The organism is Pseudomonas sp. P97.38 (genome assembly GCF_001269745.1).
Classification (GTDB): Bacteria; Pseudomonadota; Gammaproteobacteria; order Pseudomonadales; family Pseudomonadaceae; genus Aquipseudomonas; species Aquipseudomonas chlororaphis_E.
On sequence record NZ_LHVJ01000015.1, the window covers coordinates 161,317 to 182,349 of the forward strand.

General features: G+C 62.8%; 18 protein-coding genes. 11 read left to right on the forward strand and 7 right to left on the reverse strand.

Annotated elements, in window-relative coordinates:
* The first annotated feature begins 52 nt into the window (after positions 1-52).
* Both pap and AD664_RS10970 read left to right on the forward strand, forming a co-directional pair.
* Positions 53-1,573 carry a polyphosphate:AMP phosphotransferase gene (gene pap / locus AD664_RS10965; protein WP_053146518.1) on the forward strand — a complete coding sequence of 507 codons (1,521 nt, stop codon included), beginning with the start codon at positions 53-55 and terminating at the stop codon, positions 1,571-1,573.
* Positions 1,574-1,676: 103 nt separating this feature from the next.
* Positions 1,677-2,861, forward strand: a complete 1,185-nt coding sequence (locus AD664_RS10970; RefSeq protein WP_053146520.1) for a thiolase family protein — start codon at positions 1,677-1,679, stop codon at positions 2,859-2,861.
* 227 nt (positions 2,862-3,088) lie between these two features.
* Here AD664_RS10970 and AD664_RS10975 read toward each other — a convergent pair whose 3' ends face one another.
* Complete coding sequence (locus AD664_RS10975; protein WP_047737600.1) at positions 3,089-3,286, reverse strand: DUF6316 family protein; 198 nt, start codon at positions 3,284-3,286, stop codon at positions 3,089-3,091.
* A 190-nt stretch (positions 3,287-3,476) separates the two neighbouring features.
* Between AD664_RS10975 and AD664_RS10980 the strand changes: the two genes are divergently transcribed.
* Positions 3,477-4,439: a DMT family transporter gene (locus tag AD664_RS10980; protein WP_053146521.1), complete on the forward strand. Its 963-nt coding sequence runs from the start codon at positions 3,477-3,479 to the stop codon at positions 4,437-4,439.
* A 199-nt stretch (positions 4,440-4,638) separates the two neighbouring features.
* On the opposite strand, the gene AD664_RS10985 is transcribed toward AD664_RS10980, so the two are convergent.
* Positions 4,639-6,033 (reverse strand): class II fumarate hydratase, encoded by a 1,395-nt coding sequence (locus tag AD664_RS10985; protein ID WP_053146522.1) that lies wholly within the window; start codon positions 6,031-6,033, stop codon positions 4,639-4,641.
* 191 nt (positions 6,034-6,224) lie between these two features.
* On the opposite strand from AD664_RS10985, the gene AD664_RS10990 reads away from it, so the two are divergent.
* The 7 genes from AD664_RS10990 to AD664_RS11020 all read left to right on the forward strand — a co-directional run bounded on the left by AD664_RS10990 (position 6,225) and on the right by AD664_RS11020 (position 14,235).
* A complete protein-coding gene (locus AD664_RS10990) occupies positions 6,225-6,746 on the forward strand; it encodes a DUF2059 domain-containing protein (protein ID WP_042732949.1) in 522 nt (173 codons plus the stop codon).
* A 12-nt stretch (positions 6,747-6,758) separates the two neighbouring features.
* A complete protein-coding gene (locus tag AD664_RS10995) occupies positions 6,759-7,058 on the forward strand; it encodes a BolA family transcriptional regulator (protein ID WP_041024552.1) in 300 nt (99 codons plus the stop codon).
* 279 nt (positions 7,059-7,337) lie between these two features.
* The gene (locus tag AD664_RS11000) at positions 7,338-8,279 is read left to right on the forward strand and encodes a rhodanese-related sulfurtransferase (RefSeq protein WP_053146524.1); all 942 of its coding nucleotides are present in this window, start codon (positions 7,338-7,340) and stop codon (positions 8,277-8,279) included.
* A gap of 3 nt (positions 8,280-8,282) precedes the next feature.
* Positions 8,283-8,918 carry a DsbA family protein gene (locus AD664_RS11005; RefSeq protein ID WP_053146526.1) on the forward strand — a complete coding sequence of 212 codons (636 nt, stop codon included), beginning with the start codon at positions 8,283-8,285 and terminating at the stop codon, positions 8,916-8,918.
* Positions 8,848-10,737: an ABC transporter ATP-binding protein gene (locus AD664_RS11010; RefSeq protein WP_371260954.1), complete on the forward strand. Its 1,890-nt coding sequence runs from the start codon at positions 8,848-8,850 to the stop codon at positions 10,735-10,737. Before AD664_RS11005 ends, AD664_RS11010 begins: the two co-directional genes overlap by 71 nt.
* Positions 10,738-10,927: 190 nt before the next feature.
* Positions 10,928-13,387, forward strand: coding sequence for an EAL domain-containing protein (locus AD664_RS11015; protein ID WP_053146529.1), 2,460 nt, complete (start codon positions 10,928-10,930; stop codon positions 13,385-13,387).
* 77 nt (positions 13,388-13,464) lie between these two features.
* On the forward strand, positions 13,465-14,235 hold the full coding sequence (locus AD664_RS11020) for a TenA family transcriptional regulator (RefSeq protein ID WP_371260955.1): 771 nt from the start codon (positions 13,465-13,467) through the stop codon (positions 14,233-14,235).
* Between the two features lie 142 nt (positions 14,236-14,377).
* Here AD664_RS11020 and AD664_RS11025 read toward each other — a convergent pair whose 3' ends face one another.
* The 5 genes from AD664_RS11025 to AD664_RS11045 all read right to left on the reverse strand — a co-directional run bounded on the left by AD664_RS11025 (position 14,378) and on the right by AD664_RS11045 (position 19,468).
* Positions 14,378-15,304 (reverse strand): GGDEF domain-containing protein, encoded by a 927-nt coding sequence (locus AD664_RS11025; protein WP_053146531.1) that lies wholly within the window; start codon positions 15,302-15,304, stop codon positions 14,378-14,380.
* A 361-nt stretch (positions 15,305-15,665) separates the two neighbouring features.
* On the reverse strand, positions 15,666-16,406 hold the full coding sequence (locus AD664_RS11030) for a YciK family oxidoreductase (protein ID WP_042731748.1): 741 nt from the start codon (positions 16,404-16,406) through the stop codon (positions 15,666-15,668).
* Positions 16,407-16,698: 292 nt separating this feature from the next.
* Positions 16,699-17,370, reverse strand: a complete 672-nt coding sequence (mupP, locus tag AD664_RS11035) for an N-acetylmuramic acid 6-phosphate phosphatase MupP (protein ID WP_047737590.1) — start codon at positions 17,368-17,370, stop codon at positions 16,699-16,701.
* 4 nt (positions 17,371-17,374) lie between these two features.
* A complete protein-coding gene (gene ubiG, locus AD664_RS11040) occupies positions 17,375-18,073 on the reverse strand; it encodes a bifunctional 2-polyprenyl-6-hydroxyphenol methylase/3-demethylubiquinol 3-O-methyltransferase UbiG (RefSeq protein WP_042728087.1) in 699 nt (232 codons plus the stop codon).
* Positions 18,074-18,136: 63 nt separating this feature from the next.
* Entirely contained in the window at positions 18,137-19,468 is a 1,332-nt protein-coding gene (locus AD664_RS11045) for a TRZ/ATZ family hydrolase (protein ID WP_053146533.1), read from the reverse strand.
* Between the two features lie 106 nt (positions 19,469-19,574).
* On the opposite strand from AD664_RS11045, the gene mtnA reads away from it, so the two are divergent.
* Positions 19,575-20,651, forward strand: a complete 1,077-nt coding sequence (gene mtnA, locus AD664_RS11050; RefSeq protein WP_053146535.1) for an S-methyl-5-thioribose-1-phosphate isomerase — start codon at positions 19,575-19,577, stop codon at positions 20,649-20,651.
* Positions 20,652-21,033: the final 382 nt, after the last annotated feature.

Here is a 21,033-nt window from a genome sequence, read left to right on the forward strand (position 1 = left end):
CCGCAGGGTATCCAATCCGCTAGTCTTGGCTGATCCTTGGAAGGAGTTGCCCATGTTTGAATCCGCTGAAATCGGTCACGTCATCGACAAAGACACCTTCGAGGCCGAGGTGCCGGCCCTGCGTGAAGCGCTGCTCGAAGCGCAATTCGAGTTGCAGCAGCAGGGCCGTTTTCCGGTCATCGTGCTGATCAACGGCATCGAAGGCGCGGGCAAGGGTGAGACGGTGAAGTTGCTCAATGAGTGGATGGACCCGCGGCTGATCGAAGTGCGCACCTTCGACCAGCAGACCGACGAGGAACTGGCGCATCCTCCGGCCTGGCGCTACTGGCGGATGCTCCCGGCCAAGGGGCGCATGGGGATCTTCTTTGGCAACTGGTACAGCCAGATGCTGCAGGGGCGGGTCCATGGCGAGTTCAAGGATCCGCGGCTCGACCAGGCGATCAACGCCGCCGAGCGCCTGGAAAAAATGCTTTGCGACGAAGGCGCGTTGATCTTCAAGTTCTGGTTTCACCTGTCCAAGAAACAGATGAAAGCCCGGCTCAAGGGGCTCAAGGATGATCCGCTGCACAGTTGGCGCATCAGCCCGCTGGACTGGCAGCAATCGCAGACCTACGACAAGTTCGTCAAATACGGCGAGCGCGTCTTGCGCCGCACCAGTCGCGACTACGCGCCCTGGCACGTGATCGAGGGCGTGGACAGCTGTTATCGCAGCCTGACGGTGGGGCGGATTCTGCTCGAAGGCTTGCGCCAGGCGTTGGACCGACCGAAGGTCAAGCCGGAAAAGGTCGCCGTGGCGCCGCTGCCGGCACTGGACGACCAGGTGACGTTGATCGACAGCCTGGACATGACCCTGCGCCTGGAAAAGGACGACTACGAAGAACAACTGATTACCGAGCAGGCGCGTTTCGCCGGCCTGCTGCGGGACAAACGCATGCGCCGGCATGCGCTGGTGGCGGTGTTCGAAGGCAACGATGCGGCGGGCAAGGGCGGCGCGATCCGGCGGGTCGCGGCGGCCCTCGATCCGCGCCAATACCGCATCGTGCCGATCGCCGCGCCCACCGAGGAGGAGCGCGCCCATCCCTACATGTGGCGGTTCTGGCGGCATCTGCCGGCACGGGGCAAGTTCACCGTGTTCGACCGTTCCTGGTATGGCCGGGTGCTGGTGGAACGGGTCGAGGGCTTTTGCAGCCGGGCCGACTGGCTGAGGGCCTACGGCGAGATCAACGATTTCGAGGAGCAGATCGCCGACGCCGGCGTGGTGGTGGTCAAGTTCTGGCTGGCCATCGACAAGGAAACCCAGCTGGAACGTTTCCAGGCGCGTGAGGAGATCCCGTTCAAGCGTTTCAAGATCACCGAGGACGATTGGCGCAACCGCGACAAGTGGGACGCCTACCGGTCCGCGGTGTGTGACATGGTGGACCGCACCAGCACCGAGATTTCCCCCTGGACACTGGTGGAGGCCAACGACAAGCGTTGGGCCCGGGTCAAGGTGTTGCGCACTCTGAACCAGGCGCTGGAGAACGCATTCGAGCGCGCCGACAAGCAGGCGCGCAAACGCAAATCCAGGAAATAGGCCGATGGCGGCGCATACGCGAGGTGAATGATTGTCGCGGTCGGTTATGCAGTGGATCTATGCTCGATCCACTCTCAACCGACAACAACAATGGAGTACCGCCATGCGTGAAGTGGTGATCGTCGATAGCGTACGAACCGGCCTGGCCAAGTCTTTTCGCGGCAAGTTCAACATGACCCGCCCGGACGACATGGCGGCGCATTGCGTCAACGCGTTGTTGGCGCGCAATGACCTCGACCCGGCCAGCGTCGAGGACTGCATCGTCGGTGCCGGCTCCAATGAAGGCGCCCAGGGCTACAACATCGGCCGCAACGTCGCGGTGCTCTCGCAACTGGGCACCGGCACCGCCGGCATGACCCTCAACCGTTTCTGCTCTTCCGGCCTGCAAGCCATCGCCATCGCCGCCAACCAGATCGCCTCTGGCTGCAGCGACATCATCGTGGCCGGCGGCGTGGAGTCCATCAGTCTGACGATGAAGAGCGTCAACACCGATAACCTGATCAACCCGCTGCTCAAGGAGCAGGTGCCGGGGATTTACTTCCCCATGGGCCAGACGGCCGAGGTCGTCGCGCGCCGTTACCAGGTCAGCCGCGAGGCGCAAGACCGCTACGCCTTGCAGAGCCAGCAACGCACCGCCAAGGCCCAGGCCGCCGGGCTGTTCGCCGACGAAATCATTGCGATGCCGGTCAAGTACCGGGTTGAAGACAAACACACCGGCGCGGTGCAGATCCTCGACGGCGTGGTCGACCATGACGACTGCAACCGCCCGGACACCACCTACGAAAGCCTGGCCGGGCTGAAACCGGTGTTTGCCGAGGACGGTTCGGTCACGGCGGGCAACTCGTCGCAACTGTCCGACGGTGCCTCGATGACCCTGGTGATGAGCCTGGAGAAAGCCCTGGCGCTGGGGCTCAAGCCCAAGGCGTTTTTCCGTGGCTTTACCGTGGCCGGTTGCGAGCCCGACGAAATGGGCATCGGCCCGGTGTTCTCGGTGCCCAAGCTGCTCAAGGCCAAGGGTTTGCAGGTGGCCGATATCGACCTGTGGGAACTCAACGAAGCCTTCGCCTCCCAGTGCCTGTACAGCCGCGATCGGTTGGAGATCGACAGCGAGAAGTACAACGTCAACGGCGGCTCGATTTCCATCGGGCACCCGTTCGGCATGACCGGCTCGCGGCAGGTGGGGCATCTGGTGCGCGAACTGCAGCGGCGTAACCTGCGCTACGGCGTCGTGACCATGTGTGTGGGCGGTGGGATGGGGGCGACGGGGTTGTTCGAGGCGGTTGGATAACCTCGACTAACAGAGGTTTTGTGGCGAGGGAGCTTGCTCCCGCTCGACTGCGTAGTCGTCAATCCTTCTACGGTACGGGGGGCAAGAAGGGGGGCGCTTCGCGGCCCAGCGGGAGCAAGCTCCCTCGCCACAGCAAGCGTCTCGCCATAGCAAGCGTCTTGCTACAGCAAGCTCTGTCGTCTCAACAAGCTGCCTGTCATGGGGGAGTTGAGCTTTTCTGGCAGCGCTCAGCCCACGACTTGCGGCAGTTGCAGCATGCGCTCGATGTACGCCGCGACCTCGCGTTCCGCTGTTTCACGATCGGGGAACGGCCCCTCATGCGTGCCTTCCCGGGTGTTGAAATAAAATTGGCCGTTCACCCGGCAAATTCGATCACTGGGGAAGACCATCGCGGGGACGACGTCTTCGGCACGTTTGCCAAGCATGAGCGGCTCCAAAGGAAGGCGAAAGCTGATGGAGTGAAGTTTATGTGTTGTGGCTGGCGGGCGCTCGGGCAGCCGATAGGCGGCAATGTGCCATCCGTCATCATGAACTGTTAGTGACCAACTGTCCCTGTGTTGCCCAGTGATCCATGCCTAGAATAGACGCTCTTTTGTCCTGGGCTTCGAGGATTGCATGCATATTTCATCCGGTCGCTGGGTCTACGGCCTGTTTCTCGCCCTGCTGACCGCCCTGTTATGGGGAATCCTGCCGATCAAGCTCAAGCAAGTGCTGCACGTGATGGACCCGGTCACCGTGACCTGGTTTCGCCTGTTGGTGTCCGGCGGCCTGTTGTTCATCTACCTGGCGGCTACCCGTCGTTTGCCCAGTCGCCGGGTGCTCGGCCCCAAGGGCGGCTGGCTGGTGGCGATGGCGGTGCTGGGTCTGGTGGGCAACTACGTGTTGTACCTGATGGGCCTGAACCGCCTGAGCCCCGGCACGGCGCAACTGGTGGTGCAGATGGGCCCGATCATGCTGCTGGTCGCCAGCCTGTTCGTGTTCAAGGAGCGCTTCAGCATCGGCCAGGGCATCGGCCTGGCGGTGCTGTTGATCGGTTTCGCGCTGTTCTTCAACCAGCGCCTCGTGGAGTTGCTCACCTCGCTGAGTGAGTACACCGCCGGGGTTCTGCTGGTGTTGCTGGCGTCCACGGTCTGGACCTTCTATGCCCTGGGGCAGAAGCAATTGCTGACGGTGTGGAATTCACTGCAGGTGATGATGGTGATCTACCTCTTCTGCGCGTTGCTGCTCACGCCCTGGGTCCATCCTTTCGAAGCGCTGCAGTTGAGCCCGGTACAAGGTTGGCTGCTGTTGGCCTGCTGCCTCAACACCCTGATCGCCTATGGCGCATTCGCCGAAGCCCTGGCGCACTGGGAGGCGTCACGGGTCAGTGCGACCCTGGCGATTACGCCGCTGGTGACCTTCGCCGCCGTGGCGTTGGCGGCCTGGTGGTGGCCCGACTACGTGCATGCCGAGCAGATCAACCTGCTGGGGTATGGCGGGGCGGTGCTGGTGGTAGTGGGCTCGGCGCTGGTCGCGCTGGGGCCTTCGCTGATCGCCGGGCTCAGGGCCCGACGGCAGCGGATGGTTGTAGAACGATAGGAGGCACAGTTCCCCTGTGGGAGCGAGCTTGCTCGCGATGGCGGCATGGCAGGCGCAGAAAATGTTGAGCTTACTGGCCTTATCGCGAGCAAGCTCGCTCCCACAGGGAATCCCGGCCGGACACGAAATGTGTACGTGATGAAGATCCAACTGTGGGAGCGAGCCTGCTCGCGATGAGGACCCGCCAGTCACGCCACACTCAGCCCTGGCTGCCGGCTTCCAGCATGTTTTCCGGCCTCACCCAGGCATCGAACTCTTCATCGGTCAGGTACCCCAGCTGCAACGCTGCCTCACGCAAGGTCAGCCCTTCACTGTAGGCCTTCTTGGCGATTTCGGCGGACTTGTCGTAGCCGATGTGCGGGTTCAGCGCGGTCACCAGCATCAGCCCACGTTCCAGGTGCGCGGCCATCTGCTCGGCATCCGGTTCGAGGCCGGCGATGCAGTGCTGCTGGAAGTTGCTGCAGCCATCGGCCAGCAACTGGATCGATTGCAGCAGGTTGTGGATGATCACCGGCTTGAACACGTTCAACTGCAAGTGACCCTGGCTGGCGGCGAAGCCGATGGTGACGTCGTTGCCCATCACCTGGCAGGCGAGCATCGACAGGGCTTCGCATTGGGTCGGGTTGACCTTGCCAGGCATGATCGAGCTGCCCGGTTCGTTGGCCGGCAATTTCACCTCGGCGAACCCGGCCCGTGGCCCGGAGCCCAGCAGGCGCAGGTCGTTGGCGATTTTCATCAGGGTCACCGCCAGGGTTTTCAGCGCGCCGGACAACGCGGTGAGCGGTTCATGGCCCGCCAGCGCGGCAAACTTGTTCGGCGCGGTGACGAACGGCAGGCCGGAAAGTGCCGCGAGTTCGGCCGCGATCGCTTCGCCAAAGCCATGGGGCGAATTGAGCCCGGTGCCCACCGCCGTGCCGCCCTGGGCCAGTTCGCACACCGCTGGCAATGCGGCACGGATCGCCCGTTCGGCGTAATCGAGCTGGGCAATGAACGCCGACAGTTCCTGGCCGAAGGTAATGGGTGTGGCGTCCATCATGTGGGTGCGGCCGGTCTTGACCAGCTTCAGGTGGCGCGCCGCCAGTTCCGCCAGCCCGCCGGACAATTCGCTGATGGCCGGCAACAGTTGCTTGTGGACGGCCTGCACCGCGGCGATGTGCATGGCGGTGGGGAAGCAGTCGTTGGAGCTCTGGGAGCGGTTGACGTGATCGTTCGGGTGCACCGGGGTCTTGCCGCCGCGGGGGTTGCCCGCCAGCTCGTTGGCGCGCCCGGCGATCACTTCGTTGACGTTCATGTTGCTCTGGGTGCCGCTGCCAGTCTGCCAGACCACCAACGGGAACTGGTCGTCATGCTGGCCGTCGAGCACTTCATCGGCGGCCTGTTCGATCAGCCGGGCGATGTCGGCGGGCAGGTCGCCGTTGCGGTCATTGACCCGCGCGGCGGCTTTCTTGATCAGCGCCAGGGCATGCAGCACCGACAGCGGCATGCGTTCATTGCCGATGGCGAAGTTGATCATGGACCGCTGTGTCTGGGCGCCCCAGTAGGCGTCGTCAGGGACTTCAACCTGGCCCAGGCTGTCGGTTTCGGTACGGCTCATCGGGTCAAACTCCTTTAAGACTGAATGCGCAGTTTAGGCCCGATTGGGCAGCGCCGGTTCCGTCAATCTAGGGGCGGTGAGTCCGGCCCGTCAATCGGACCCAACAAGCGTCGGGGTTGAGGCCCGGCGTTTATTAGGCGCAGAATGGTCGCCCTTGGGGTTTTACCTCGCCTGTAATGAAAGGAAACTCGATGACCCGTCTTCGTGCCATCTGTACCGCAGTTGCTCTGGTATGTGCCAGCGGCCCTGTTTTCGCCGATACCGCCAGCCATAACGCCAGCGCCGAAGCGTTCCTGACCCTGGCGCACGCTGACAAACTGGGCACCCCGGTGTACATGCAAGTGCAGCAGATGTTTGCCCAGCGCTTTGAACAGACCAAGGCCCCCGAGTCGAAGAAAGCCACCCTGGAAACCTACCAGGCCAAGGCCAACGCCGCGCTGGACCAGGCCATCGGCTGGAACAAGCTCAAGCCGGACATGGTCAAGCTCTACACCAGCAACTTCAGCGAGTCGGAGCTCAAGGATCTGGTGGCGTTCTACCAGTCGCCGCTGGGCAAGAAAGTCCTGGAAAAAATGCCGCAGCTGACCCAGCAATCGGCCCAGTTGACCCAGGCCAAGCTTGAAAGCGCGGTGCCGGTGGTCAACAAGCTGCTGGCGGACATGACCGCCGAGCTCGAGCCAAAAGCCGCCGCGCCGGCCAAGAAAAAGCCGTAAGCGGAGCCCGGTATGAGCATGCAGCAACGCATCGAATCGACCCTCGGGCTGTTGCAGCCCGAGCACCTGCAAGTGCTGGATGAAAGCCACATGCACAGCCGTGGGCTACAGACCCACTTCAAGGCCGTGGTGGTCAGCCGGCAGTTCGAGGGGCTCAATCGCGTCAAGCGCCACCAGAAGGTCTACGGCACGCTGGGCGAGCTGATGGGCGAGTTCCACGCGTTGGCGCTGCACACCTACACCCCCGAGGAGTGGGCGCAGATCGACGCCGCCCCGGCTTCGCCGACCTGTGCAGGTGGCAGCAAGCACTGATTCAGGCACTGTGGCGAGGAAACTTGCCGTGGTGAAGGCGCTTTCCGTGGCCAGGGAGCTTGCTGTGGCGAGGGAGCTTGCTCCCGTTGGACCGCGAAGCGGTCCCCCCTGAATAACGCAGGCGACGGCTTCGCCGCCGAGCGGGAGCTAGCTCCCTCGCCACAGGTGTGCTCCTAAAGCCACCGTGTATTTGCTAGAATCCGCAACGCGCCTGCAAGGGCGCGTTTTTTTTCGCATCCGGTTCACCCTTTGCGAGGGTAGCCACCTGGAGAAACACCCATGACACAACCCATTGTCGTGGCGGCACTGTATAAGTTCGTCACCCTTGAAGACTACGTCGAACTGCGCGAGCCCCTGCTCAAGGCCATGCTCGATAACGGCATCAAAGGCACCCTGCTGATCGCCGAGGAAGGCATCAACGGCACGGTCTCCGGCACCCGCGAGGGCATCGACGGGTTGCTCGCCTGGCTCAAGAACGATCCACGCATGGTCGACATCGACCATAAAGAGTCGTACTGCGACGAGCAGCCGTTCTATCGCACCAAGGTCAAGCTGAAGAAAGAAATCGTCACCCTCGGCGTCGAAGGCGTGGACCCGAACAAGCAGGTCGGCACCTACGTCGAGCCGCAGGACTGGAATGCGCTGATCAGCGATCCGCAGGTGCTGTTGATCGACACCCGCAACGACTACGAAGTGTCCATCGGCACCTTCGAAGGGGCCATCGACCCCAAGACCACCAGCTTTCGCGAGTTCCCCGAGTACATCAAGGCCCATTTCGATCCGGCGCGCCACAAGAAAGTCGCCATGTTCTGCACCGGCGGCATCCGCTGCGAGAAAGCCTCCAGTTACATGCTCGGCGAGGGTTTCGAGGAGGTCTACCACCTCAAGGGCGGCATCCTCAAGTACCTTGAAGAAGTGCCCCAGGAACAATCCAAGTGGCGTGGCGACTGTTTCGTGTTCGATAACCGCGTCACCGTTCGCCACGACCTCAGCGAAGGCGACTACGATCAGTGTCATGCCTGTCGTACGCCGGTCAGCGTCGAAGACCGTGCTTCGGAGCACTATGTGCCGGGCATCAGTTGCCCGCATTGCTGGGACACGCTGAGCGAGAAAACCCGCCGCAGCGCCATCGACCGGCAAAAGCAGATCGAACTGGCCAAGGCCCGCAACCTGCCGCACCCGATCGGCTACAACTACAAGCAGTCATCTTCCGAGGCTTGAACCATGGCGCCACGCCTGCTCTATGTAATGGACCCGATGTGTTCCTGGTGCTGGGGTTTTGCACCGGTGGCCGAGGCGCTGGTGGAGCAGGCGCAGGCGGCGGGGGTGGAGTTGCACCTGGTGGTGGGCGGCTTGCGCACCGGCAGCGGGTCGGCGCTGGAGCCGACGACCCGACGCTACATTCTCGAACACTGGCAGGCGGTCACCCAGGCCACCGGCCAGCCGTTCACGCTTGAAGGCGCGCTGCCGGACGGTTTTGTCTACGACACCGAGCCGGCCTGCCGCGCCGTGGTCACCGCCCGCACCCTGGCGCCGGACCTGGCCTTCAAGTTGCTGAAGCTGATCCAGCAGGCGTTTTACGTGCAGGGCCGCGACGTCACCCACGCCAGCGTCCTGGTGGAATTGGCCGAACAGGCCGGGCTGCCGCGCATCGAGTTTGCCGCGGCTTTCGATCGCGCCGACCAGCATGCGGCCACCGCCGCGGATTTCACCTGGGTGCAGGACCTGGGGATTGCCGGGTTCCCCACGCTGCTGGCCGAGCGTGACGGCCAGTTGGCGTTGTTGACCAATGGCTACCAGCCTCTGGAATTGCTCTCGCCCTTGCTCGGTCGCTGGCTGGAGCGCGCGGCCTGTGCCTGATCGGCCCGAACCCCCGGCGGCCCCGCAACGTATCGATCGGTTGAGCTGGGCCGAAATCCGTCGCCTGGCCCTCAAGCACAAGAAAGCCCTGTGGATCGCCAACGGCGTGGCCGTGCTGGCGACGCTGTGCAGCGTGCCGATTCCATTGCTCCTGCCGCTGCTGGTGGACGAAGTGCTGTTGGGGCGCGGCGATGCGGCCTTGAACGTGATGAACCAGCTGTTGCCCGCCGGGTGGCAACAGGCGGCCGGCTACATCGGGCTGATGCTGTTGGCGACCCTGGTGCTGCGTTGCGGCGCATTGCTCTTCAACGTGTTGCAGGCGCGGCTGTTCGCCCGGTTGGCCAAGGACATCGTCTATCGCATCCGCATCCGCCTGATCGAGCGGCTCAAGCGCATTTCCCTCGGCGAGTACGAAAGCCTGGGCAGCGGCACCGTGGCGGCGCACCTGGTCACCGACCTGGACACCGTCGACAAGTTCGTCGGTGAAACCCTCAGCCGTTTCCTGGTGGCGATGCTGACCCTGGTGGGCACCGCCGGGATCCTGGTGTGGATGCACTGGAAACTGGCGCTGCTGATCCTGTTGTTCAACCCGTTGGTGATCTACGCCACGGTGCAATTGGGGAAAAGGGTCAAGCACCTCAAGAAGCTGGAAAACGACAGCACCTCGCGCTTCACCCAGGCCCTGACGGAAACCCTGGACGCCATCCAGGAAGTGCGCGCCGGTAATCGCCAGGGCTTTTTCCTCGGGCGCCTGGGCATGCGGGCCAGGGAAGTTCGCGATTACGCCGTGAGTTCGCAGTGGAAAACCGACGCGTCCAGCCGCGCCACCGGCCTTCTGTTCCAGTTCGGCATCGATATCTTTCGCGCCGCGGCGATGCTCACCGTGCTGTTTTCGGACTTGTCGATCGGGCAGATGCTGGCGGTGTTCAGCTACCTGTGGTTCATGATCGGCCCGGTGGAGCAGTTGCTCAATCTGCAGTACGCCTTTTACGCGGCGGGCGGTGCGCTGTCGCGGATCAATGAGCTGTTGGCCCGTGCCGACGAGCCGCAGTACCCCGGCGGCAGCGACCCGTTCAAGGGCCGTGACACGGTGGGCATCGACATTCAGGGGCTGGATTTCGGCTATGGCGAGGAACTGGTGCTCAACCAGTTGAACCTGTCCATCCTGCCTGGGGAGAAAGTCGCCATCGTCGGGGCCAGTGGCGGCGGCAAGAGCACGCTGGTGCAACTGCTGCTGGGCTTGTATACGCCGCAGGCGGGCAGCATCCGTTTCGGCGGGGCGACGCAACACGAGATTGGCCTGGAGACCATCCGGGAGAATGTCGCGGTGGTGTTGCAGCATCCGGCGCTGTTCAACGACACGGTGCGCGCCAACCTCACCATGGGCCGCGAGTGCACCGACGAGGCCTGTTGGCGAGCCCTGGAGATCGCCCAGCTCGATGCCACCGTGCGTGCGCTGCCCCAGGGGTTGGACAGTGTCGTCGGGCGTTCCGGGGTTCGGCTGTCCGGTGGTCAGCGGCAACGGCTGGCCATCGCCCGCATGGTATTGGCGGATCCGCGGGTGGTGATCCTCGATGAAGCCACGTCAGCGCTGGACGCTGCCACCGAGTACAACCTCCACCAGGCCCTGGCGCGTTTCCTGCGCGGGCGCACCACGCTGATCATCGCCCATCGGCTCTCCGCGGTGAAACAGGCCGACCGCGTGCTGGTGTTCGATGGTGGGCAGATCGCCGAGGACGGCGACCATTTGCAGCTGATTGCCGAAGGTGGCTTGTACGCTCGACTCTACGGTCACTTGCAACAGATACAGCAGCCTTGAGTTTCCGGCACTTTTCTGTGCTTAGTATCGAAAAAAAATCAGCCAAACACCCCCGAGTTCACTGAATTTCCAGTTAAAACCCCTCGATTCTTCCCACCGGCGTTCCAAGGATCGAAAACTAGCCTAGGCTCTGGAATTAGCAGCGGATTTCTCGCGGGTGCTTATCGGCAACGCCTGTGCAAGGGACCTCATGAAGCAAAAACGGACTCTCGGAACGCCTCGATTGTTGGGCATCGTCTGGCCCTTTATTGCCGTTGTGCTATTTCAGGCATTGCTCGGTGGCGTGAGTCTCTACGTATTGTCGGCGGTTCGCGGTTACGTGGCGGGGGAGAGCCTCTGGTCCAAGGGGCAGAAAGACGCCATCTATTACCTCAACCTCTATGCCGACAGCCGCGACGAAGCCATTTTCCTCAAGTACCAGCAAGCCATCGCCGTTCCCGAGGGCGGGCATGAGCTGCGGGTGGCCCTGGACCGCCAGCCGCCGGACCTGGAAGCGGCCAGGACCGCCATCCTCAAGGGCGGCAATCACCCGGACGACGTGGCGAGCCTGATCTGGCTGTATCTGAATTTTCGTCATTTCAGCTACTTGGAAGAGGCCATCGACCTGTGGACGGTGGGGGATGGCTACCTGATCGAGCTGGATAACGTTGCCCAGCAAATGCACGCCAGCATCAGCGCGGGCCAGGCGACGGAGGTCGATGTCCGCGGCTGGAAGGCGCGGATCTTTGCCATCAACGATTCCGTCACTCCGGCGGCCAAGGCATTCAGCGATGCGTTGGGCGAGGGCTCGCGCTTCATCCTGCGGCTGTTGCTGGTGACCAACTTCGCCACCGCTCTGGGGTTGATCGTCCTGGCGTTGTTGCGTACCCACAAATTGCTGGCCCAGCGGCAGGTTTTTGCCAATGCGTTGCAACTGGAGAAGGAGCGGGCCCAGATTACCCTGCAATCGATCGGCGACGGCGTGATCACCACCGACGTCGAGGGAGCCATCGCCTACATGAACCCCGCCGCCGAGGCGATGACCCACTGGAAAGCCGAACATGCCATGGGGCTGCCCCTGGCGGCGCTGTTCAATTTGCTCGATGACAACGCCCAGGCGGAAGGGCTGACCCTGATCGAGCACATTCTCAGCGGACGGCTCAGCGGTGCCAGCGAACACTCCAAGCTGATCCAGCGCCTGGACGGCAGCACCGTGTCGGTCACGCTGGTGGGCGCGCCGATCCGCCACGCGGGCAACGTCAGCGGCGCCGTGCTGGTGCTGCACGACATGACCCAGGAGCGCCAGTACATCGCCAACCTGTCCTGGCAAGCCACCCATGACGCATTGACCGGCCTGGCCAACCGCCGGGAGTTCGAATACCGGCTCGAACAGGCCCTGCACAACCTCACCCGCCAGGTCGGTCGCCATGCCTTGATGTTCCTCGACCTGGACCAGTTCAAGCTGGTCAACGACACCTGCGGCCACGCCGCGGGCGACGAGTTGTTGCGGCACATCTGCGCGTTGCTGCAATCGGGGCTGCGGGAAAATGACACCCTGGCCCGGTTGGGCGGGGACGAGTTCGGGATCCTGCTGGAAAACTGTTCGCCGGAGGCCGCGGAAAAGATCGCCGAGGGGCTGCGCCAGACCGTGCAGAACCTGCATTTCGTCTGGAAGGGCCGGCCGTTCGTGACCACGGTGAGCATCGGCCTGGTGCACATCGCCCAGACCCCGACGACCCTGGAGGCCTCCTTGCGGGCCGCCGACATGGCCTGCTACATGGCCAAGGAGAAGGGCCGCAACCGGGTCCAGGTCTACCATGCCGACGACTCGGAGCTGTCCCTGCGCTTTGGCGAGATGGCCTGGGTCCAGCGCCTGCACATGGCCCTGGAGGAAAACCGCTTCTGCCTCTACGCCCAGGAAATCGCCGCGTTAGGGCCTAGCGACCATGGCGGTGGGCACATCGAAATCCTGTTGCGGCTGCACGATGAGGCCGGGCGGATGATCCTGCCCGACAGCTTCATTCCCGCGGCGGAGCGCTATGGCCTGATGACCTCCCTGGACCGCTGGGTGGTGGAGAACGTGTTCAAGGTCATTCGCCAATGCCTGAATGAGTCACGGCAGGCACCGATGGCCATGTGTGCGATTAATCTGTCAGGCACGACTATCGGAGATCAGGCTTTCCTCGACTTCTTGCGTAAACAATTCGCGGCCTACTCGATCCCCCCGGAAATGATTTGTTTTGAAATTACCGAGACCAGCGCTATTTCGAATTTGGGCAGTGCGATCCGCTTTATCAATGAACTCAAGAGCTTGGGTTGTTACTTCTCGCTGGATGACTTTTGCGCCGGAATGTCTTCATTCGCTTACCTGAAACATTTACCTGTAGACTTCCTGAAGATCGACGGGAGTTTCGTAAAGGATATGCTGGACGACCCGATTAACCGTGCAATGGTCGAAGTGATCAATCATATCGGCCACGTCATGGGTAAGCGCACGATTGCCGAGTTTGTTGAAACCACCCAGATCGAGCAGGCATTGCTGGAAATCGGGGTGGATTACGCTCAAGGGTATGTGATTGAACGCCCGCAATTGTTTACCTGCGACACGTTGCAATGTAGGCCGGCCCGGCCCCAGCCGTTGTTATTCAAGGCCCCCGGCACGTTCCGCTGAACCTCTTGTTGATCCGGAAAATCACAATCAAAAGGAGCCAGACAGTGATCGACACATTCAACCGAACAGGCCCGCTCATGGAGGCCCAAAGCTATCCGAAATGGGCACAGCAGCTCATTATCGATTGCAGCGAGAGCAAGCGCCGGGTTGTCGAACACGAGCTGTATCAGCGCATGCGCGATAACAAGCTCAGTGCCAAGACCATGCGCCACTACCTCATTGGTGGTTGGCCGGTCGTTGAACAGTTCGCCTTATACATGGCACAGAACCTCACCAAGACCCGCTTTGCCCGCCACCCCGGCGAGGACATGGCCCGTCGTTGGCTGATGCGTAATATCCGTGTCGAACTCAACCATGCCGACTACTGGGTCAATTGGAGCGCCGCCCATGGCGTGACCCTCGAAGACCTGCAGGCCCAGCAAGTGCCTCCGGAGCTTCATGCGCTGAGCCACTGGTGCTGGCACACCAGTTCGTCGGACTCGCTGATCGTGGCCATCGCCGCGACCAACTATGCCATCGAGGGCGCCACTGGGGAGTGGTCGGCCTTGGTGTGCTCCACCGGCGTCTACGCGGCGGCATTCGCCGAAGAGGAACGCAAGCGGGCGATGAAGTGGCTGAAGATGCACGCCCAGTACGACGATGCCCATCCTTGGGAAGCCCTGGAGATCATCGTTACGCTGGCGGGCATGAACCCGAGCAAGGCCCTGCAAACGGAGCTGCGTCAGGCCGTGTGCAAGAGCTATGACTACATGTACCTGTTCCTGGAGCGTTGCATGCAACTGGAACACTCGGAGTCCGTGGGCAAGTCGCCAGTCAACCGTGAGCGCCTCGCGCTGGCCGGCAGCTGAGTCATTTCCCGGACATAGCTGAACCCCTGTGGGAGTGGGTCAGCTCGCGATAGTCTGCAGAGTCAACGGGGAGGTTGGCTGGCAGGCCCTCATCGCGAGCAGGCTCCTCCTCCAGGTGACTGTGTTGTTCACCTGATTTGCTTCAACCCGCCATTGCCAACCGATTGCGCCCTTCGCGCTTGGCCACATACAGCGCGCTGTCGGCCCGCCGCAACAGGCTTTCGGCTGATTCGCCGGGCAGCAGAGTGGCGCAGCCTAGGCTGACGGTGAGTTCGATCCGGGTGCCCCCGGCGAAGTAATCCTGGACCTGGGCGGTATGACGCAGGCGTTCACCCACCCTGGCCGCGGCGTCTCGGCTGGTGTTGGCCAGCAGGATCAGAAACTCCTCGCCTCCGAACCGAAACACCATGTCCACATTGCGCAGTTGATTCTTGATCGACTCGGCCACGGCCTTGAGCACGTCATCGCCGACGCTGTGACCGTGGTTGTCGTTGATATGCTTGAAGTGGTCGATGTCCAGCATCAGCAACGACAGGGGCTGCGAATGACGCTTGGCCATGTCGATTTCCCGGGTCAGCGTCTGGTCCATCGCGATGCGGTTGCCGGTGCCGGTCAGGGGGTCGCGCAGGGCGCTCTGGGTCGCCGCGCGGTAGAGCAAGGCATTGCGCAGTGGATACAAGAGCGTGGAAAGCATCGCTTCCAGGTCGGCCTGTTCCGCGTCGGTGAAGCGTTGGTTGCGGCGAAACACCAGTTCGCCCAAGTGTTCGCCTTCGTGGCTGAGGTTATAGCTGACGGTGTGGTGCCCACGCTGGCCGAACTCCAGGCGCAGATCGCTCGGCTTGTGTTGATACGCCAATGCGTCCAGGGGCACGAGCCGCTGAACCTCGCGGAAGAACAAGCCCAGGATGCGTTGCGGCTCCAGGCTGGTCTGCAATTGCTGGCCCAGTTGCTGGCGCAATTGCGACAGGCTGACAGAGCGCGCCGCGAGCGGCGACGGCTGGCCGAGGCCCAGGCGCTGCAACTTGGCGCTGTCAAAATCAATCGCGTTCATCTGCATGGGCGTTTTCATATGGCGTTAGCCCCTAAGCTAAATCTGTCCCGGCAGGCTGGGTGTGGCGGCTTTGGGCTGCGCGTCGTACTGGTCCATCAGTCCCGTAGGACTCTGATAGGAGTTTAGTCGGCTTTCCCTGGCTGGCTAAGTCTCGTCTCAACGTCCGTTACCCGCCGAACATGGCGTGTTTTGAGGATATTTAGAGCGAAAGTCGTGCCATTCGGTTCATTTCAATAAAAACCGATGGGAAATCAAGGTCTTGTGGGTGCGCTTCAAGTTGCCGAGAGGCACTGAGGTGACGAGGGTTTGGCGTTTCGCCTGGCTGCGTGCCGTGCAAAGGCGCGTCGCGACGGGAAGTCGTCGCGACGCGAGCCCGGTGTTACTGGGCGTTGAAGGCCTGGCCGTTCACACCTGTGCTGTCCGGCCCCATCAGGTAGAGGTACACCGGCATGATTGCCTCGGGCGTCGGGTTGTCGAGCGGGTTTTCCCCAGGGTAGGCCTGGGCGCGCATGCTGGTGCGGGTGGCACCCGGGTTGATGCTGTTGGCGCGCACGGCGGCAACGCTGTCGACTTCGTCGGCCAGGGTCTGCATCAATCCCTCGGTGGCGAACTTGGACACGCCATAGGCGCCCCAGTACGCCCGGCCCTTGCGGCCGACGCTGCTGGAGGTGAACACCACGGACGCATCCTTGGACAACTTGAGCAGCGGCAGCAAGGTGCTGGTGAGCATGAACATGGCGTTGACGTTGATGTGCATCACCCGCATGAAGTTCTCCCCGGACAACTGCTCCAGCGGCGTGCGCGGGCCGATGATCGAGGCGTTGTGCAGCAAGCCGTCCAGGTGACCGAACTCGGTCTCGATCATGGCCGCCAGTTCATCGTATTGATGGGGCAGGGCGGTTTCGAGGTTGAACGGGATCACCGCCGGCTGCGGATGGCCGGCCGCTTCGATTTCGTCATAGACCTGGGTCAGGTTGGCTTCGGTCTTGCCCAGCAGCAGCACGGTGGCGCCATGGGCCGCGTAGGCCTTGGCAGCGGCAGCCCCGATACCGCGACCGGCGCCGGTGACCAGGATGACCCGGCCCTGGAGCAGGTCGGGGCGGGCGGAATAATCAAACATGGAAAACCTCAACAATATAAAGCAGCACGGTAACTATGGTTGGGATCGGTGGTGAAGCTGTCGCGACGATGACGAGCGTGTCTGTGCCAAGGCGCCGGCGTTTTCGTGGCCAGGAGGCTTGCCTGTGGCGAGGGAGCTTGCTCCCGCTGGACCGCGAAGCGGGCCCGGCTTTTTTGCGATTGCTGCGCAACCGAGCGGGAGCAAGCTCCCTCGCCACAACGATACCGGCTTTCTCGGCACGGATGATCGCCACGCCATAGGTAGCTCCCTGACACAAAAAACGTCGGTCAACTCAGCAACTGCACAACGCGTTATCCAGCACCTCGCGCAGCGCCAGCGGGTGATCGATCACCACGTCAGCGCCCCAGTGCTTGGGGTTGTCGTCCGGGTGGATGTAGCCGTAGGTCACGGCGCAGGTTCGGGTGCCGGCGCTGCGGCCGGACTCGATGTCCCGCAGGTCGTCGCCTACGAACAACACGCTGGCCGGGTCCAGGTCGAGCATCTTGCAGGCCAGGGTCAGCGGTTCCGGGTCGGGCTTGCTGTTCGTCACATGGTCGGGGCAGATCAGCACTTTGGAGCGTTGCGCCAGGCCCAGTTGCTGCATGATCGGCTCAGCGAAGCGCACCGGCTTGTTGGTGACCACGCCCCAGATCAGGTTGGCGGCCTCGATGTCGGCCAGCACCTGGGCCATGCCGTCGAAGAGATGGCTGTGCACGGCGCAACCCTTGAGGTAGCGGTCGAGGAATTCCTGGCGCAAGTCCTCGAACCCGGGCGATTCCGGGTCCATGGAGAAGGTCACCGCGACCATTGCCCGGGCGCCGCCGGAAATCTCGTCGCGGATGTGCTGCGGGTTCATCGGTGGCAGGCCGCGATCGGCGCGCATGGCTTGGCAGATGGCGATGAAGTCCGGCGCGGTATCGAGCAGCGTGCCGTCCATGTCGAAAAGAACCGCTTTGAGACGCATCGCCTTATTCCTCGCGCAGGGTCTGGATCATGTAGTTGACGTCAACGTCTGCGGCCAGCTTGTAGTGCTTGGTCAGCGGGTTGTAGGTCAGGCCGATGATGTCCTTGACGGTCAGGCCGGCCATGCGGCTCCAGGCGCCGAGCTCGGATGGGCGGATGAATTTCTTGAAGTCGTGGGTGCCACGGGGCAGCAGCTTCATGATGTATTCGGCGCCGACGATGGCGAACAGATAGGCCTTCGGGTTGCGGTTGATGGTGGAGAAGAACACCTGGCCGCCCGGCTTGACCATGCGGAAACAGGCGCGGATGACCGAGGACGGATCCGGCACGTGCTCGAGCATTTCCAGGCACGTCACCACGTCGAACTGGCCGGGCATTTCCTCGGCCAGGGCTTCGGCGGTGATCTGCCGATATTCGACGTTGACGCCGGATTCCAGCTGGTGCAGCTGGGCCACCGCCAGCGGCGCCTCCCCCATGTCGATGCCCATCACCGTCGCTCCACGCTGGGCCATGGCCTCGCTGAGGATGCCGCCGCCGCAGCCGACGTCGAGCACCTTCTTGCCGGCCAGGTTGACCCGTTCATCGATCCAGTTGACTCGCAGTGGGTTGATGTCGTGCAGCGGCTTGAACTCGCTTTCACGGTCCCACCAGCGATGGGCCAGGGCTTCGAACTTGGCGATTTCGGCGTGGTCGACGTTGCTCATGTGCAGATCCTCGAAAAGCTGGGAAAGTCAGGTGCCCCGAGCCCGGTGGCTCAAGGGGCGTGGTTATTCGTCGTGGCCGCTGATGCGGCGCCCCCAGGCCTGGGCCGTGGCGGTCAATTGCGATTCGTCGAGGCGCGTCAGCCGGCCATCTTCCAATAACGGCTTGCCGGCCACCCAGAGGTGTTTCACGCAGTCGCGCCCCGAGGCGTAGATCAACTGCGACACGGGATCGTAGATCGGCTGCTGCGCCAGGCCCGACAGGTCGAAGGCCACCAGGTCGGCGGCCTTGCCGACTTCTAGCGAACCCACGGTGGACTCGATGCCCAGCGCCCGTGCGCCATTGAGCGTGGCCATGCGCAGCGCCCGATGGGCGTCCAGGGCCGTGGCGGAACCAGCGACAGCCTTGGCCAGCAGGGCGGCAGTGCGGGTTTCCCCCAGCAGGTCCAGGTCGTTGTTGCTGGCCGCGCCGTCGGTGCCGATGGCGACATTGACCCCCGCCTGCCACAAACGCTCCACCGGGCAGAAACCGCTGGCCAGTTTCAGGTTCGATTCCGGGCAGTGGATCACGCTGCAATTGCTTTCTACCAGTAAAGCCTGGTCTTCATCGCTGATCTGAGTCATGTGCACGGCCTGGAAGCGCGGTCCCAGCAGGCCAAGCCGGCCCAGGCGCGCCAGCGGTCGCTCGGCGGTGTTATCCACAGCCTGCTGCACTTCGAAGGCGGTTTCGTGGACATGCATGTGGATGGGCGCGTCCAGTTCCTCGGCGATCACGCGGATTTTCTCCAGGTTCTCGTCGCCCACGGTGTAGGGCGCATGGGGGCCAAATGCGATTTTGATCCGTGGATGGTGCTTGAGGTCGCCAAACAACTCGATGCCCTGACGAATGGCGTCATCGGCGCTAGCCGCACCGGGGATCGGGAAGTCGAGGATCGGAATGGCCAGTTGCGCGCGCATGCCGCTGTTGTGCACGCGCTCGCTGGCCACCTTGGGGTAGAAATACATGTCACTGAAGCAAGTGATACCGCCCTTGATGTGCTCGGCGATCGCCAGATCGGTGCCGTCGCGAACGAAATCCTCGTCGACCCACTTGGCCTCGGCCGGCCAGATGTGCTGCTCGAGCCAGGTCATCAAGGGCAGGTCGTCGGCCAGGCCACGGAACAGCGTCATGGCCGCGTGCCCGTGGGCATTGACCAGGCCGGGGGCCAGGAGCATGCCGGGCAGTTCGCGAACCTCTGCGGCGTCACACTTGAGGGCTTCTGCCCGCGGGCCGATAAATACGATGCAACCGTCGCGAATGCCCAGGCCATGGTTCTGGAGCACTACGCCGGCGGGTTCGACAGGCACTAACCAGCTCGGTAGCAATAATAAGTCGAGCGCAACGGCAGGCTTGGGCATCGTGGAGCGGTTCCATGGGGTATAAAGGATGGCGAAGTATACCCGAGCGTCTTCGCAGAGGGATCGCTATAATCGGCGGCTTTTGTTCATGAGTGCGGGGTGAGGGATGCGCGATCGACTGTTGGCTGCGGAGAAGGTGAAGGCCATCGATTGGCGCGATGGCGTCCTGTACTTGCAAGATCTGCGGGCATTGCCGTTCGAGCAGAACTGGATCGCCTGCACCAGCGCCGCCGAAGTGGCCGACGCCATTGGTGCGCGAGTGGTGTGTGGCGCGCCCGTCATCGGCATTTGTGCAGCGTACGGCGTCGTGCTCGCCGCCCGTGCCCGGAGGATGCAGGGCGATGACTGGCAGACCGCATTGGAGGCCGACTTTGCCGTGCTGGCTGCCGCCCGGCCGACGGCGGCGAACCTGTTCTGGGCGCTGGATCGGATGCGTGATCGGTTGGGTCGCTTGAAGGAGCACGCCGAACCGCTGGCGGTGTTGGAGGCCGAAGCCATCGCGATCCATGAGAGCGATCGCGAGGCCAACCTGACCATGGCCCAGCTCGGCGTCGACCTGATCCGCAAGCACCAGGGCAACGCCCAGGCCATCCTTACCCACTGTAACGCCGGGGCCCTGGCCACCGGCGGCTTCGGGACCGCCCTGGGGGTGATTCGTGGCGCATTCATCGAAGGCATGGTCGAGCGTGTCTATGTCAATGAAACCCGGCCTTGCCTGCCAGGCTCGCGCCTGAGCGCCTGGGAGCTGGCCGAGGAGGGCCTTGCGGTGACCGTTAACGCCGACTCCGCCGCCGCCCATATCATGAAGACCAAGGGCGTGACCTGGCTGATCGTGGGGGCTGACTGCATTGCCGCCAACGGTGACGTGGCGAACCGGATCGGCACGTATCAACTGGCGGTCTGCGCGATGCATCACGGTGTGCGTTTCATGGTGGTGGCACCGAGCTCGGCCATCGACATGAGCCTGGCCTGCGGCGAGGACATTGTGCTCGAGGACGGCGATGGGCGCGCATTGCTGGAGATGGATGGCCAGCGCATCGGTGCCGGGGTCGAGGCCTTCGACCCGCGGTTCGATGTCACCCCGGCGGACCTGATCGACGTCATCGTCACGGAAAAGGGCATCGTCGAGCGTCCCGATACGGCGAAACTGGCGCAGTTGATGTGCCGCAAGCGGTTGCATTGAAGATTTGGGGTTGTCTGATCCATTGCCTTCGCGAGCAAGCCCGCTCCCACACTGGAATGTGTTATGGCTGACATCCTGGCATACACAACTCCCCTGTGGGAGCGGGCTTGCTCGCGAAGAGGCCTCTACAGGCAACAAATTCCTTGCATTTGTGCTCTTGTTCTCCATCCATAGCGCCTCTAAGGCCCTCTGATCCCGTATCAGCCTGTCACCGGTCAACTAACTACGCACCATGCGCATCTGGGGGATAGGTGCGTGGCGGCTCTTGTGATAACATCCGGCGGTTTCCAAGGCTGCCTCGCGAGGCGGCCTTCACTGCGCAGATCCATGGCATAACTCGTTGATTTGTCGTAAGTCGTTGCACGGCATTTGTTCGGCAGCG